Genomic DNA, 13,100 nt, shown 5'->3' with positions numbered 1-13,100 from the left:
CGGCTTTTTTTGTCAACGCAGCGAGTAGAATACCGTTTTACCGAAAAACGGATGATTTCGACTTATGGCAGGTTTTCGCCCCAAGGCTTCCCAACGTCTTTCGCCTGACGCCGAGCGTCTGGTGGCCGATGCGCTTGCGCTCGATGCCTCGGGCAGCCGCATGGAGGATGGCTACTGGGAGCGGCGTCTTTCGCAACGCCTGGGCCGGCTCCTGAAGAACGGCAGCCAATCCGCGCTCGACGCAGCGCTCGAACACCTGTTCAAGCACAACGCCGACGCCTCCGACGTGCTCGCCGAGCAAGCCGAGACCCTCGCCGAATCGGCTACCGTCGAAATCGACGGCGTCAGCTACGACGCCCTGCTGATCGCCGCGCCCATCCTGGCCCACACCCGCTACGCCATCCCGTCCGGCGCGCTCAAGCCCGAGCTGTCGCAGACGCTGGCTGTGCACATGCAGGCGCATGTGCTGGCGGCCAACACCAAGATGGCGCTGTCGCCCTACCTGTACAGCATCGACCAGCTGCCGCGCACGCACAGCGACACCTTTGCCCTGACCTACAAGCTGGTATCGGCCGCCATGGCCGGTACCACGCCCAAGGTCGACCTGCGCGACCTGCCGGAAACCGCGCCGATCCTGGCCGATCCGCGCTACCTGCTGGCCGTGGTGGTGGCACCGCACGAGCAGGCCCTGTTCCGCTGGCAGGAAGACGCCAAGGAGCACCATGCCGAGCGCAGCGTCTGCCTGGAGCAATGGCGCACCCAGGTGCAGCCGTCGATCGCGCTGCTAATGCCCGGCTGTGAGTTCGACCTGCTGCTACCCGACGCCTTCTTCCTGTCCTGCCGCGAATCCGACAAGAGCATCCGCCCGCTGACCGTGCGCGCTGCCGTCAACTACCTGTGCGGCACGCTGGACGTGCCGGCCGGCCAGATGGCGGCCGTGGTGGCGGCATTCGGCGAGGAAGAAGTCGAGGAATACCGCGTGGGCTTCACCATGCGCGGCGAGAAGGATGTGATCTACGGCATCGTCTGGCCGGTGTATGGCCGCGAGTCCGGCGAGATCGATGCCAGCGAGAAGGACAACCCGCTGGAGCAGATCTGCGAGGAACTGCGCAACGCCGGGGTGGAAGACATCTTCCGCCACGCCGCGCTGTTCGACCCCGAGTATTGCGAAGACTGCGGCACGCCGCTTTACGCCGACCGCTCTGGCGAGATCGTCCACGCCGAGTTGCCGGAAGACGCGCCCACGCAGCAGCCGCTGTTCCACTGAGCTGCGTCGCTTCGCCCTGCCCGACCAACGGCCCGCCTTGCGCGGGCCGTTTTTCCTTCAGCCGGCGGCCGCCGGGCTGACGCAGCGCCACAGCGCATGACCGGAGGCCGCGTACTTGCGCTCGAACGGCGTGATGGCCTCGGCCGGCTGCCACAGCTCGACCTGCGCTGGCCGGCCGACCAGCGCCAGGGCCTGGGCAAACTCGTCGATGTAGACCTGCCAGTTGCTGCGGCACTCCAGGTACGTGCCGCACGCAGCCAGCGCCGGGAACACCGCATGGCCTTGCCAGCGCCGCCCCAGGTGGCCGATCTTGGGCCAGGGATTGGGATACAGCACGTAATGGCGATCCACCGCGATGTGATCCGACTGCAGCATCCGCCAGACGTCGACCAGGTCCGCGCGCGCCCAGGCAAAATTGGCCGGCATCGGGCCATCCCACCAGTCCTTGCCCCCGGTCAGCCGTTTCTCCGACTGATCCACGCCGATCACGAAATGCCCGGGGAACGCCGTGGCCAGGCGCAAGGTGCTCTCCCCCACGCCGCAACCGGCGTCCAGGATCAGCGGGGCCGCTCCGGCCTGCTGCCATTGCTGCAACGCAAGATCCAGCGCGCGCCGGCTCGGCTCGCCGATCGGCTTGCGAAAGGGCTCGGCCAGGTGGCGGGCAAGGCGCGCCTCGAGGTGGTCGTGGACATCGGCCTGGGCCGAGGTGATGGTGCGGGAGTTGGCAAACATGGGCGGGATTCTACCCGGCTGCCGAGCGCTGCGGGATCGCCGGGGCATGCGGCGCTGGCGACGGGCGTGGACAAATGCCATCCACTGCTGCGAGCATAAGGATATGACGTCGATGTCGCACGCAGATGTCGTTTTGACGGCACAATGCGGGCAACCGGGGTGAACCAGCGGGCCGCCCAAGCGTGACCCGCCACCCCATCTGAGAACCCGCCGCCGCCATCCCATCCTGGCGACGGCCCGTACGAGGAGCGCATCCCGATGACCGCCACACGCCGCACACGCCACACCTCCAGCCTCGCCGCCATGATGCCGCGCCGCGCGCTGCTGCAAGCCGGTGCCGCGCTCGCGCTCGGCAGTGCCGCGCTGATGCTGTTGCCCGCCGGTGCGGCGCAGGCCGAAGACCTGCGCATCGGCTTGTCCGCCGACGTGACCTCGATGGACCCGCAGTGGAACAACTCCGGCCCCAACAACGCCATCGCGCTGCATATCTTCGAGTCGCTGGTGTTCCTCGACAAGAATGCCCGCTACATCCCCGGCCTGGCGCTGTCGTGGAAACCGGTCAACGCCATCACCTGGGAAATCAAGCTGCGCCCCAACGTGAAATGGCATGACGGCACGCCGTTTACCAGCGAAGACGTCAAGGCCTCGCTCGAGCGCCCCGACAAGCTCACCAACAGCCCGGGTTCCTTCACCAGCTACACCAAGCCGATCGCGCGCATCGACACGCCCGACCCGTTGACCGTGCGCCTGACCATGAGCGTGCCGAACTACGCCAACCTGGCCAACGACCTGAACAGCGTGCCGATCATGCCGAAGAAGGTAGCTGCCACACTGAGCCAGGCGGATTTCGACTCCGGCAAGGCGATGATCGGCACCGGCCCATTCAAGTTCGTGCGCTTCGCGCGCGGGCAGGAAATCGTGATGGCGAAGAACCCCGACTACTGGGGCCCGAAGACGGAATGGGATCGCGCGATCTTTCGCATCATCACGGACAACGGCGCGCGCAGCGCGGCGCTGCTGTCCGGCGACGTCGACGTGATCGAAAGCGTGCCGTCCGCGGACGTGGCCAAGCTCAGGCAGAACCCCAAGTTCCGCATCGAGCAGCAGGTCTCGTGGCGCACCATCTTCTGGCAGATGGACCAGTCGCGCGACAACCCGCCCTACGTCACCGACAAGGCCGGCAAGCCGCTGGGCAAGAACCCCTTCAAGGACGCACGCGTGCGTGCCGCCATCAGCCGCGCGCTGAACCGCGACGCCATCGTCAGCCGCATCATGGAAGGCCTGGCCGTGCCGGCCTCGTCGATCGTCTCGCCGCAGATCTTCGGCCACCCCGGCACCAAGCCAGAGGCCTATGACCCCGAAGGCGCCAAGAAGCTGCTGGCCGCGGCGGGCTATCCGGATGGGTTCGGCCTGACGCTGCACGCCACCAACAACCGCTACCTGAACGATGCTGCCGTGGCACAGGCCACCGCCAGCATGCTCACGCGCATCGGCATCCAGACCAAGGTGGAAACGCTACCGGTAGCCGCGTACTTCACCCGTGCGCGCCAGGGCGACTTTGCGTTCGAGATGCTGGGCTGGGGCTCGGCAGCGGCCGACGTGGCGCTGCGATCGATCACCGGCACGCCGAACCCCAAGACGGGATACGGCACGTGGAACTGGGGCAAATACAGCAATACCCAGCTCGACCAGCTGATCGAGAAATCGCTGACCACGGTGACCAGCGACAAGGCCCGCGAGGAAAACGCCCGCGCCGCAGCCAGGTTCGCCCTGGCCGACCACGCCATCATCCCCTCGCACAGCCAGCTGGCGATGTGGGCCATGCGCAAGGACCTGAAGTACGAAGCGCGCACCGACGAATGGTCGCTGGCGCAGTTCTTCCACAAGCAGTAAGAGAGAGGCAGAGAGGCGTTTCGCGAGGCGGCGTTGGGCGTTGAACCCGGCGCCGCCACCTACCTGGCAGCTTGAATCAGATCCGCAGGCCGTCTTCCTGGTTTGCGTTCGCCGCGCGCAAACCCTTCACCCATTCGCGCGCCGGCAACCCGGTCGTATCCTCCAGCACCTTCGCGCGAATCTCCAGCACGTCCCACGACACATCGATTGCCGGCCCATTGAAGGCAAGCGCAATGACATTGCCGTCGTGCACTTCGGGGAACACCAGCACGCGGTTATCAAACGCTTCGCAGATCCGCACGATGTTCTTCGGGAAACTGTCGTGATCGCCGAACAGGTTGATCGTCATCACGCCCGGCGCCTTGAGCACACGGCGGCACGCCTTGTAGAACGCCGTGGTGTCAAGCACCGGCCCGCGCGCGGTGGCGTCATACAGGTCCACCTGCAGCACATCCAGCGCGCCGGTGTGCGCGCCATCCATCACGTAATCCCACGCATCCTGCTCCCGCACGGTAAGGCGCTCGTCGTCTTCACGCAGGCCGAACATGCTGCGGCCCGCAATGATCACGGCCGGGTTGAGCTCCACCGCCGTCACCCGCGCGCGGCTGAACTGGCGATGGCAGAACTTGGTGAGCGCAGCCGCGCCCAGGCCCAGCTGCGTCACGTGAAACTCCGGCGCCGAGGGCGACAGGAACAACAGCCACGCCATCATCTGCTGCGCGTACTCCAGCTCGATGGCATCGGGCTTGCGCAGGCGCATGGCGCCTTGCACCCATTCGGTGCCGAAATGCAGGTAGCGCACACCGTCCATCTCGGAGAAGGTCACCGGCGCGAAGCGCGGGGTCATGCGCTTTTCCTCGCGCTGCGCAGCTTGCGCGCTGCGTGCGCCGCGTCCGTCCTCAGGGCTGCGCGCGCCGCGCGCGGGACGGCGCGAGGCCACGGCTTCAATCGATTTGCGTTTGAGAAGAGTCATGGTGGTCAGGAAGAATGCGTGTAAGCGTGCCGCCCAGCGGGGCCGCACGTAAGTCAGTTCGGATCGACCCGGGATCAGGCTTTGCCGAGCGCGCCCTGGGCACGCTGCAGCCACTCCCGGTTGTGCTCGCGGGCGTGGCGCGGCCAGTGCTTGCCGTCGTGCACGATCTCCGCGTACAGCGCCTGGGCGCGCTCGCGGTCGGCCGGTTCCCCGCGGGCCGTCAGCCAGTCGGCAAACAGGCAGCGCGCGGCGGCATCGCTGGCGCAAGTCAGCGCCTGCTCGAATGCAGCCCGCGTGCCGGGCGCGTCCGACGCGGCCAGCGCGCGAGCGTACAGCAATGCAGGGTCCGCTTGCTGGCGGGCCTGGGGCTGGGAGGCGAACAAGCGCTCCAGCGCCGCCACGGCAGCGGCATGGCCACCGGTGGCGAACTGCGCGCGCGCCAACCCCAGCAGCAGCGCCGGGTCGGTGGCGAACGGCCCGCTGGCGGCGGCCTCATAGTGTTCCAGCGCAGCCTTGGACTCGCCGGCCTCGAGCAAGGCGGCGCCCAGGCGCATGCGGTGATCGACGGTGGGCGCGCGGTCGAACGCGTCGCGCGCCTCGCGCACCGCGCGGTTGGGATCGACCAACTGGCCAATGGCGCGCTTGGCGGCCCGCGCACCCCGCGTCTGGCGCAGCCCGGGCAGGTAGATGGCGAAGAAATACACCACGCTGCCCAGGCCCGGGAAGGCGAACAGGATCAGCAGCCAGTACATGTTCTGCTGGGTGCGCACCGCGTGCACGGCGAAGAACACGGCGATGATGACGTGAAAACCAATTCCTAGATACGGCATTGTCTATCTATCCTGCAAAGCGTTGGCCGGCGGGCTTCCCACCGGCATGCATAGCCGTGATTGTGACAGATGCGGCCGGGGTGCCCGATGCGGCATGCTACTTGCTACTGTCACAAATGCCTTTTACGGTAAGGCTGTCTTGCGTCTACGTTCTGCGCTTACGTTCTGCGCTTGGCTTCCTGGCATACCTGCCTGGCTTGCCTTACCAAGGCCCGAGACGCTCCCCCCAAACCTGGCCCCCACGACAAAGGATCCGCAGATATGAGCTACATCCACTTCATCGGTGGTGAAAAAGGCGGCGTCGGCAAATCGCTCGTCGCCCGCCTGCTAGCCCAGCATTTTATCGACCGGAGCATGCCGTTCCTGGGCTTCGACACCGACAAGTCGCACGGCGCCCTGCTGCGCTTCTATGCCGACTTTGCCGCGCCCGCCGTGCTGGACAAGCACGACAGCCTGGACCCCATTATCGAGCACGCCGTGGAAGACCCGCAGCGGCGCATCCTGGTCGACCTCGCGGCCCAGACGCAGCACGCACTAGCAAAATGGATGGACGACGCCGACGTGCTGGCGCTGGCCGAAGCGCATGGCCTGACGCTCACCTGGTGGCACGTGATGGATGCGGGCCGCGACTCGGTCGACCTGCTGCGCCAGTGGCTTGACCAGTTCGGCGGCCGCATCAAGCTGGTGCTGGTCCTCAATGAAGTCCGCGGCGATCGCTTCGAGATCCTGGAAGCCTCGGGCGAACGCGCCCGCGCCGAAGCGCTGGGCGCCAGCGTGATGACGCTACGCCACCTGCCCGATACGACCATGCAGAAGATCGATCAGCAAAGCACCAGCTTCTGGGCCGCGGTCAATCATCCGGAGCGCGCCGCCACCGGGCTCGGCATGCTGGAGCGCCAGCGCGTCAAGGTCTGGCTGAACCGGGCCTATGGGGAGATGGCTGCGCTGGCGTTGTGAGTGGAATCGCTGGCAGTTGATCTCGGCAGCTAGGATGCGTCCTGAACCCCAAGCCCCGCAGCCTCGCTCCCCGCATGAGCCTGCCGTGTCAGCAGCGGTTCGCCGTTGACTGCGCGAGCGATCAGGGCATCGGGCTGCGCGACGGGAATTCCCTGCGCCCGGTACCATGCATCATCATAGTAAGTATTGCCATAGCGTTCACCGCTATCACACAGCAAGCCGACGATGGCGCCCTGCTCGCCCGCCGCCGCCATCCGCTCGGCCAGGTACAGCACACCGACGAAGTTGGTGCCTGTCGAGCCGCCCACGCGACGGCCGAAGCGCGCGGCCAGATAGCGCATCGCGGCAAAGGACAAGGCATCGGGTACCTTGAGCATCGCATCGATGCACGTCGGAATAAAGGAGCGCTCGACACGCGGGCGGCCGATGCCCTCGATCCGCGAGCCGACGTCCAGGCTCAGGCTGCTGTCCGGCTGGCCCGCCAGCATGCTTTTGAAATAGTCAAAAAATACGGAGTTCTCCGGGTCGGCGCAAAGAATGCGGGTTCTATGCCGGCTGTAGGCAACGTAGCGGCCCAATGTTGCGACGGTGCCACCGGTGCCTCCGCTGGCCACGAGCCACGTCGGAACCGGGTATTCCTCGTCAGCCATCTGCTTGAAAATCGACTCGGCGATATTGTTGTTGGCGCGCCAGTCGGTAGCACGCTCCGCATAGGTGAACTGGTCCATGAAATGGCCACCGGTTTCCACCGCTATGCAGTGCGATTCCGTATAGATGTCCGCCGGATTGGCAACCAGTTGGCAGCGCCCGCCATAGAATTCGATCGCCTCGATTTTCGCCCTTGAGGTACCCGCCGGAATCACCGCCACGAAGGGCAAGCCGAGCAGCCTGGCAAAGTAGGCTTCGGAGATGGCCGTCGAGCCGCTGGACGCCTCCACGACGGTGCTTTTTTCGTTCAGCCAGCCATTGCAAAGCGCGTAGAGAAACAGCGATCTCGCCAGGCGATGTTTCAGGCTGCCGGTCGGATGGCTGGATTCATCCTTGAAATAGAAGCGGATTTGCGGATATCCCGGCAGGTCCAGCGGAATCAGATGCGTATCGGCGCAGCGGTTGAAGTCGGCTTCGATCTTGCGAATCGCTTCGCGGGTCCAGTCAGAGCGTGGCATGGGAACCTTCACTGAAATGACTGCGAACAAAACAACAGCCTTGGGCGCCCGGCGCGGCTTCGCGCCGGTTGGCATATCGAGATTTCGATCATAGACGCCCGAGCGACTCTGCGGTAATTTGCCCCTCTGCGGCAGCCGACGGCTTGCCCGCCGGCACGAATATCAGCGCTTAGTTCAGCAGCGCACGCCACAACGCCAGCTTCTGCTCAAAATTGCGCGCCGCATGTGCCGGGCTCGATGAGGGCAGCACCACAGTCTCATAGCCTGCCGCCTCAAACTGCGCGGCGAAACGACCCGACGTACCGCCGTTAAAGCCGACGCGGCGCAACGCAGGCGCCAGCGCCTTGAGCCGCACGAAGTCGTTGGCCTGCGGATGGCGGATATTGCTGTCCAGGCTGCCCTCGCGCACGCAGGCGCCGAGCACATCCCACACGCCGATGCCGTGGGACAGCAACCGCGCCAAACGATCGGCGTAAGGCAAAGCAGGCAGGGGCTCGCCGGTCAGCGCGCCCAGCAGCGGCCAGAACTGGTTGCGTGGATGCGCGTAATACTGCTGCGCCGCCAGCGACGCCGCGCCGGGAAAGCTGCCCAGCACCAGTACGCGGATGTGCCGATCGATGACCGGTGCAAGGCCTTGCTGTAGATCGGGGGGGAGAACCAGAGGGGATGCGGGAGATGGGACGGGCATGGGGTGAGTGTACTTGGCCCCGGGGGAGGACGGGCGCCTGCGCGGCTTGCATGCATCATGCTTGCTGCCGGCGCCCGCCCTCTCCCGGTCCCTCTCCCGCAGGCGGGAGAGGGAGCAAACCCGCTACGCTTACGCCAGCAGCTTGTTGACGCGCTGCACGTAGATCGAGGGGTCTTCGAGCGTGCCGCCCTCGGCCAGCAGGGCCTGGTCGAACAGTACGTGCACGCGGTCGCCGAAGGCGTCGTCCGTGGGACCGGCCTCCACCAGCGCGCGCAGCTTTTTCACCAGCGCGTGGTCGGGGTTCAGCTCCAGGATGGGCTGGGCGTCGGGCGCCTTCTGGCCGGCCTGCTTCAGCAGGCGTTGCAGGTAGCCGCTCATGTCGCCTTCGTCCGACACCAGGCAGGATGCCGACTCGGTCAGGCGCAGCGTGACGCGCACGTCCTTGGCCTTGCCATCCAGCACAGCCTTGGCGCGTTCCAGCACGTCCTTCCAATCGCCTTCGGCCTTTTCCTGCTCGGCCTTCTCGTCGGCGTCGGCCAGCGCGCCAAGCTCCAGGTCGCCGCGTGCCACCGAGACCAGTTCCTTGCCATCGAACTCGCGCAGGAAGGACAGCATCCATTCGTCCACGCGGTCCGTCAGCAGCAGGACTTCGATGCCCTTCTTGCGGAACACTTCCAGGTGCGGGCTCGACTTGGCCGCGGCCCAGCTATCGGCCGTGACGTAGTAGATCTTGTCCTGGCCTTCCTTCATGCGGCCCACGTAGGCAGCCAGCGCCACGCTCTGCTCGGCGCTGTCCTGATGCGTGGAGGCAAAGCGCACCAGCTTGGCGATGCGCTCCAGGTTGACGGCGTCTTCGCCCAGGCCTTCCTTGAGCACCTGGCCGAACTGCTGCCAGAAGGTGGTGTACTTGGCGCGTTCGGCTTCGTCCTCGCTGTCCGCCAGCGTTTCCAGCATCGACAGCACGCGCTTGGTGCAGCCTTCGCGGATGGCCTTCACGTCGCGGCTTTCCTGCAGCAGTTCGCGCGAGACGTTGAGCGGCAGGTCGGCCGAATCCACCACGCCCTTGACGAAGCGCAGGTATGCCGGCAGCAACTGCTCGGCATCGTCCATGATGAAGACGCGCTTCACATAGAGCTTGAGGCCGGCCTTGTGGTTGCGGTCCCACATATCGAACGGCGCACGCGCCGGCACGTACAGCAGCTGCGTGTATTCGCTACGGCCTTCGACGCGGTTATGGGTGTAGGCCAGCGGCGCTTCGTTGTCGTGCGCGATGTGCTGGTAGAAAGCGGTGTACTGCTCTTCGGTGATGTCCGATTTGGAGCGGGTCCACAGGGCGCTGGCCTGGTTCACGCTCTCCCACTCGCCCGTGTCCTTGTAGGCGCTGGTCTCGGCATCCCAGACTTCCTTGGGCATGCGTATCGGCAGCGAGATGTGGTCGGAATATTTCTGGATGATGCCCTTGATCTTCCAGGCGGAGAGGAAATCGTCCTCGCCTTCGCGCAGGTGCAGCGTGATGGTGGAACCGCGCTCGGCACGATCGATGGCATCGACGGTGAACTCGCCATCGCCTGCGCTTTCCCAGCGTACGGCTTCGCTGGCGGGCAGGCCGGCGCGCCGCGTTTCCACGGTGACCTTGTCAGCCACGATGAACGCCGAATAGAAGCCCACGCCGAACTGGCCGATCAGGGCGGCGTCCTTCTGCTGGTCGCCGGAGAGCTGCTGGAAGAATTCCTTGGTGCCCGAGCGGGCGATGGTGCCAAGGTTGCGGATCGCCTCGTCGCGGCTCATGCCGATGCCGTTGTCGGTGATCTTCAGCGTGCGGGCCTTGGCGTCGGCCTCGATGCGGATCGCCAGGTCGGCGTCGTTCTCGAGCAGGGCCGGGTTGGCAATCGCCTCGAAGCGCAGCTTGTCAGTGGCGTCGGAAGCATTCGAAACCAGCTCGCGCAGGAAAATTTCCTTGTTGCTGTACAGCGAGTGGATCATCAGGTGCAGCAGTTGCTTCACTTCCGCCTGGAAGCTCATCGTCTCGTGCGGTGCGGTCATGGTTCTCCTCTTAACAATCTTGGCAAACTTGGCTGATTTGGGAATCTAGGCAATGTGACGGGCCGGCAGCCGGGGGCTGCGGGCCGGCGTCAGGCCGGTGACCCGAGACATAAGGGCATCCGACCGGTTTTCAAGACATGGCCCGGCTAGGACCAGGTTAGGCCCCGGTTAGCGCCGCTCCAGCTGGCGCGCCAGGAAGGCCAGCATGGCAGGGTCCTGGCTGCTAGCCACATTGAAGCGCATCCAGCCGGACGGCATCTGCGACGGCGAGAACAAGCTGCCGGGGGCGAACAGGTAGCCCTCCTCATGCCCGGCGACGGCGATGGCGTTGGTATCGCGCCCGGTGTCCGCCCACAGGTACATGCCGGCGTGCTGGCCTGCAAAGAGCGACAGGCCCATCCGCTCAATGGTGCGCCGGGTCTCGTCGCGCGCCCGGTCAAGCCGGTTGCGCACGCGCTCCACGTGCTTGCGGTAATGGCCTTCGGTCAACACCTTGTACAGCACGCGCTCGTTGATCTCCGGCGAGGCCAGGCCCGCCAGCAGCTTGCTGTCGGTCAGGCTGGCGACCAGCTCCGGATGGGCGGCGATAAAGCCCACGCGCAGATTGGCGGCCAGCGTCTTGGAAAAGCTGCCCAGGTAGATCACCCGGCGCAGCTGGTCCAGGCTGGCCAGCCGGGTGGCGGAGTGACCTGGCGGGCACAGGTCGCAATAGATGTCGTCCTCGACGATCAGCAGGTCGTACTGCTCGGCGAGGCGCAGCAGCTGGAAGGCCTTGGCGGCCGACAGCGAGGTGCCGGTGGGGTTGTGCAGCACCGAGTTGATCACCATCAGGCGCGGGCGGCGCGCCTGCAGGATGCGCTCCAGCGCCTCCAGGTCCGGGCCCTCGGCGGTGTAAGGCATGCCGATCAGCTGCGCGCCCTGGGCGGCGAAGCGGCCGAACATGACGAACCACGCCGGGTCGCCCACCAGCACGGCGTCGCCGGGGCGCAGGTAGAGCCGCGCGATCAGGTCGAGCGCCTGGGTGATGCCGGAGGTAAGCACGATCTGCTCGGGGGTGGCGCCGATCTCCAGTTCGGCCAGGCGGTTGCGCAGTTGCTGGCGCAAAGGCAGGAAGCCCTGCGGCGTGCCACTGGCCAGGAAATGGCTGCCCGGCTGGCGGCCCAGCCCGCGCAGCGCGCTGGCGATCAGGTCGCCGTCGAGCCAGTCGTTGGGCAGGAAGCCCATCCCCGGAGACTTATGCGGCTCGGTCGAGTGGAACATGCTGCGCAGCAGCCAGGTTACGTCGATGTTGCGCGCGCCGGTCGAGACCGGGGCCACCGGCACCACTTGCGGCGTGCGCTCGCGCACGTAGAAGCCTGAGCCGCGGCGGGATTCGAGGTAGCCCAGCGCCACCAGCCGCTCATAGGCCTCGACCACGGTGAAGCGCGAGATGCCCTTTTCCTGCGCAAGCTGGCGAATCGAGGGCATGCGCATGCCGGCGCGGAAGACCCGCTCGTCGATGCGCAGCCGCGCCCACTCGGTCAACTGCTCCACCAGCGTCATCTGCGCCGAGGGCACAGGGTCGGGCATGCGCTCGGTGGGGGGCGGCATGACCAGGCGCAATGAGCGCACCTGCTCGCCAGCCTCTTCGCCAGCGTGGAAAGCCGCGCCCTCCTGCTTGCCTGCCCCGGCTTCTTTATCCTTGAGCCCTGGCGCAACCGGTTCCCTGCTGTTCATGCCTTGCTCCCGCCACTGTACTGAGAATGTTCTGCATAACTGTATCGGTACTGTACCGACAACCTTGTCTACCATCAACACACAATGACAATTGCCCTCGACCATCTCGTGATCGCCGCCCCCACGCTTGAAGCGGGGGCGCAGCATGTCGCCGACGCGCTCGGCGTGACGCCCCAGCCGGGCGGCGCGCACCCTGGCATGGGCACCCACAATTGCCTGCTCGGCCTGTTCGGCGGCATCTACCTGGAAGTCATCGCCATCGACCCCGAGGCACCGGCCCCCATGCGGCCGCGCTGGTTTGGCCTGGACACCGAGGCAGTGCAGGCCCGGCTGCGCCATGGTCCCTTCCTGATGCACTGGGTCGCGCGGGTGGAACGCCCCACCGACCTGTCCCTGTGGCAGGCGCAGTACCCCACGCGCATCCCGCCGGTCATCCCGATGACCCGTGGCGACCTGCGCTGGCGCATCACCGTGCCGCAAGACGGCAGCCTGCCCGCGTGGCCGGCTGACGATGCGGATGGCACGGACGGCCCGGCGACGCCGGGCGACGGCATCCTCCCCACGCTGATCCAGTGGGATGTCTCGACCCATCCGTCGTCCCGGCTGCCGAACCAGGGCCTGGCGCTGCGCTCGCTGCGGGCACGCCATCCACAGGCCGCGCGGCTCGCGGAGGCCTTGCAATGGCTGGGCGGCACCCGGTTCGTCCCGGAAGCATCCACGCTCGCGGAACTGAGCGCGGAGATAGAAACGCCCGATGGCGTGCGCACGCTGCGCTGAGCCGCACGCCGCAAGACAAAAAAAATCTGTCACAACTAGAACAACCGCCAAGGAGCCC

At 66.2% G+C, this 13,100-nt stretch carries 11 protein-coding genes; 4 read left to right on the top strand and 7 right to left on the bottom strand.

The window, feature by feature from the left end:
* Positions 1-64 precede the first annotated feature (64 nt).
* Positions 65-1,267, top strand: coding sequence for a DUF2863 family protein (locus AC1RQC_RS05660; protein ID WP_150986348.1), 1,203 nt, complete (start codon positions 65-67; stop codon positions 1,265-1,267).
* 57 nt (positions 1,268-1,324) lie between these two features.
* Here the strand turns inward: AC1RQC_RS05660 and trmB are convergent, their stop codons facing one another.
* Positions 1,325-1,999, bottom strand: coding sequence for a tRNA (guanine(46)-N(7))-methyltransferase TrmB (gene trmB, locus AC1RQC_RS05655; protein ID WP_492375407.1), 675 nt, complete (start codon positions 1,997-1,999; stop codon positions 1,325-1,327).
* 258 nt (positions 2,000-2,257) lie between these two features.
* Here trmB and AC1RQC_RS05650 point away from each other — a divergent pair, with 258 nt between their 5' ends.
* The gene (locus AC1RQC_RS05650; RefSeq protein WP_492375406.1) at positions 2,258-3,892 is read left to right on the top strand and encodes an ABC transporter substrate-binding protein; all 1,635 of its coding nucleotides are present in this window, start codon (positions 2,258-2,260) and stop codon (positions 3,890-3,892) included.
* A gap of 76 nt (positions 3,893-3,968) precedes the next feature.
* Here AC1RQC_RS05650 and AC1RQC_RS05645 read toward each other — a convergent pair whose 3' ends face one another.
* Together AC1RQC_RS05645 and AC1RQC_RS05640 are read right to left on the bottom strand one after the other, a co-directional pair.
* Complete coding sequence (locus tag AC1RQC_RS05645; RefSeq protein ID WP_492813711.1) at positions 3,969-4,865, bottom strand: class I SAM-dependent methyltransferase; 897 nt, start codon at positions 4,863-4,865, stop codon at positions 3,969-3,971.
* Between the two features lie 74 nt (positions 4,866-4,939).
* A complete protein-coding gene (locus AC1RQC_RS05640; protein ID WP_492375404.1) occupies positions 4,940-5,695 on the bottom strand; it encodes a hypothetical protein in 756 nt (251 codons plus the stop codon).
* Between the two features lie 261 nt (positions 5,696-5,956).
* On the opposite strand from AC1RQC_RS05640, the gene AC1RQC_RS05635 reads away from it, so the two are divergent.
* Positions 5,957-6,652 (top strand): P-loop NTPase family protein, encoded by a 696-nt coding sequence (locus AC1RQC_RS05635; RefSeq protein ID WP_492375403.1) that lies wholly within the window; start codon positions 5,957-5,959, stop codon positions 6,650-6,652.
* A gap of 29 nt (positions 6,653-6,681) precedes the next feature.
* Here the strand turns inward: AC1RQC_RS05635 and AC1RQC_RS05630 are convergent, their stop codons facing one another.
* The 4 genes from AC1RQC_RS05630 to AC1RQC_RS05615 all read right to left on the bottom strand — a co-directional run bounded on the left by AC1RQC_RS05630 (position 6,682) and on the right by AC1RQC_RS05615 (position 12,139).
* Positions 6,682-7,818 carry a PLP-dependent cysteine synthase family protein gene (locus tag AC1RQC_RS05630; protein WP_492882671.1) on the bottom strand — a complete coding sequence of 379 codons (1,137 nt, stop codon included), beginning with the start codon at positions 7,816-7,818 and terminating at the stop codon, positions 6,682-6,684.
* A gap of 169 nt (positions 7,819-7,987) precedes the next feature.
* On the bottom strand, positions 7,988-8,506 hold the full coding sequence (locus AC1RQC_RS05625; protein ID WP_492831090.1) for a DNA-deoxyinosine glycosylase: 519 nt from the start codon (positions 8,504-8,506) through the stop codon (positions 7,988-7,990).
* A gap of 129 nt (positions 8,507-8,635) precedes the next feature.
* Positions 8,636-10,549 carry a molecular chaperone HtpG gene (htpG, locus tag AC1RQC_RS05620; RefSeq protein WP_492882654.1) on the bottom strand — a complete coding sequence of 638 codons (1,914 nt, stop codon included), beginning with the start codon at positions 10,547-10,549 and terminating at the stop codon, positions 8,636-8,638.
* A 168-nt stretch (positions 10,550-10,717) separates the two neighbouring features.
* Positions 10,718-12,139, bottom strand: coding sequence for an aminotransferase-like domain-containing protein (locus AC1RQC_RS05615; protein WP_492375412.1), 1,422 nt, complete (start codon positions 12,137-12,139; stop codon positions 10,718-10,720).
* A gap of 210 nt (positions 12,140-12,349) precedes the next feature.
* Here AC1RQC_RS05615 and AC1RQC_RS05610 point away from each other — a divergent pair, with 210 nt between their 5' ends.
* On the top strand, positions 12,350-13,042 hold the full coding sequence (locus AC1RQC_RS05610) for a VOC family protein (RefSeq protein WP_492882652.1): 693 nt from the start codon (positions 12,350-12,352) through the stop codon (positions 13,040-13,042).
* Positions 13,043-13,100 lie beyond the last annotated feature (58 nt).

The organism is Cupriavidus sp. GW822-FHT03E04, from assembly GCF_058801495.1.
The sequence above is the reverse complement of the archived record's forward strand: the minus strand, read 5'-3'. Positions and strand labels throughout refer to the sequence as shown.

What these genes read in the sequence shown, in the direction of transcription:
- AC1RQC_RS05635 (WP_492375403.1), top strand. Translation starts at nt 5,957, where the DNA reads ATGAGCTACATCCACTTCATCGGTGGTGAAAAAGGCGGCGTCGGCAAA.
- AC1RQC_RS05615 (WP_492375412.1), bottom strand. Translation starts at nt 12,139, where the DNA reads ATGCCGCCCCCCACCGAGCGCATGCCCGACCCTGTGCCCTCGGCGCAG.
- trmB (WP_492375407.1), bottom strand. Translation starts at nt 1,999, where the DNA reads ATGTTTGCCAACTCCCGCACCATCACCTCGGCCCAGGCCGATGTCCAC.
- htpG (WP_492882654.1), bottom strand. Translation starts at nt 10,549, where the DNA reads ATGACCGCACCGCACGAGACGATGAGCTTCCAGGCGGAAGTGAAGCAA.
- AC1RQC_RS05610 (WP_492882652.1), top strand. Translation starts at nt 12,350, where the DNA reads ATGACAATTGCCCTCGACCATCTCGTGATCGCCGCCCCCACGCTTGAA.
- AC1RQC_RS05640 (WP_492375404.1), bottom strand. Translation starts at nt 5,695, where the DNA reads ATGCCGTATCTAGGAATTGGTTTTCACGTCATCATCGCCGTGTTCTTC.
- AC1RQC_RS05650 (WP_492375406.1), top strand. Translation starts at nt 2,258, where the DNA reads ATGACCGCCACACGCCGCACACGCCACACCTCCAGCCTCGCCGCCATG.
- AC1RQC_RS05630 (WP_492882671.1), bottom strand. Translation starts at nt 7,818, where the DNA reads ATGCCACGCTCTGACTGGACCCGCGAAGCGATTCGCAAGATCGAAGCC.
- AC1RQC_RS05660 (WP_150986348.1), top strand. Translation starts at nt 65, where the DNA reads ATGGCAGGTTTTCGCCCCAAGGCTTCCCAACGTCTTTCGCCTGACGCC.
- AC1RQC_RS05625 (WP_492831090.1), bottom strand. Translation starts at nt 8,506, where the DNA reads ATGCCCGTCCCATCTCCCGCATCCCCTCTGGTTCTCCCCCCCGATCTA.
- AC1RQC_RS05645 (WP_492813711.1), bottom strand. Translation starts at nt 4,865, where the DNA reads ATGACTCTTCTCAAACGCAAATCGATTGAAGCCGTGGCCTCGCGCCGT.